This window comes from Clostridium boliviensis, from assembly GCF_033342255.1.
Lineage (GTDB): Bacteria > Bacillota > Clostridia > Lachnospirales > Lachnospiraceae > Lacrimispora > Lacrimispora boliviensis.
This window is the reverse complement of record NZ_JAWONS010000273.1, coordinates 1-640: the sequence shown is the minus strand read 5'-3', so window position 1 is coordinate 640 and position 640 is coordinate 1. Positions and strand designations below refer to the sequence as shown.

2 protein-coding genes are annotated in these 640 nt (G+C 65.5%); one reads left to right on the top strand and one right to left on the bottom strand.

Annotated features, from left to right (window positions below):
• Positions 1 to 270 (top strand): hypothetical protein (locus RZO55_RS17970; protein WP_318065638.1); only part of this gene is annotated, 270 nt, incomplete at its 5' end.
• A 144-nt stretch (positions 271 to 414) separates the two neighbouring features.
• On the opposite strand, the gene RZO55_RS17965 is transcribed toward RZO55_RS17970, so the two are convergent.
• A partial coding sequence (locus RZO55_RS17965) for a hypothetical protein (protein ID WP_318065637.1) occupies positions 415 to 640 on the bottom strand: 226 nt, incomplete at its 5' end.

The following is a 640-nucleotide window of genomic DNA, read 5'->3' as shown; positions in this document are numbered from 1 at the left end:
GTGCTCGGCGACCCGGTCCGGGATCCCTGGCCCAAAACCCATTGCGGGGAGGGGGACCTCGGCGACTGTCGCGACCGGCTGTGGCAGGCCCTGAAAGAAGCGGCCGACAAGCTGACGGAGGAATACGGCTCCCCCGATCCCGACGACTGGAAATACGATGCCGCCCGGGACCACATCAAACAGACCCCCGTCGGCCTGATCGCCGCCCCGGACATGCAGTGGGTCAACCGCCCCACCTTCCAGCAGGTGGTCCAGGTGGGAATCGAATAAGGGTTCGGAGAAGGGGCCGTCATCCGGCCGAAGCGGCTCGGCCATCGACCCCCGGTACAAAGGGGTCGCTTCCGAGGCCATCGCCAAGGCGCCGCCCGGATGGGCGGCATTTTTGATGGCATGCACGCCGCTTTCGCAGCGAGTTCACAGCAACAGGTATCCCAACCCGACGCCCGCTCCCCCGAACGCCAGGGAAAAACCCCAATTCCACCGGGAAATCCGGTAGGGCGACAGGACCAAGCGTTCACTCAGCAGAATCACCGTCGTGTTGTAGGGGCCGGCCACGTCCGGGGCCACGCTGGAGGTCACCAGCACGATGGCCATACTCAACGGGGAGAGGCTGTCGAGGAACGGCTGGATAAACACGCCC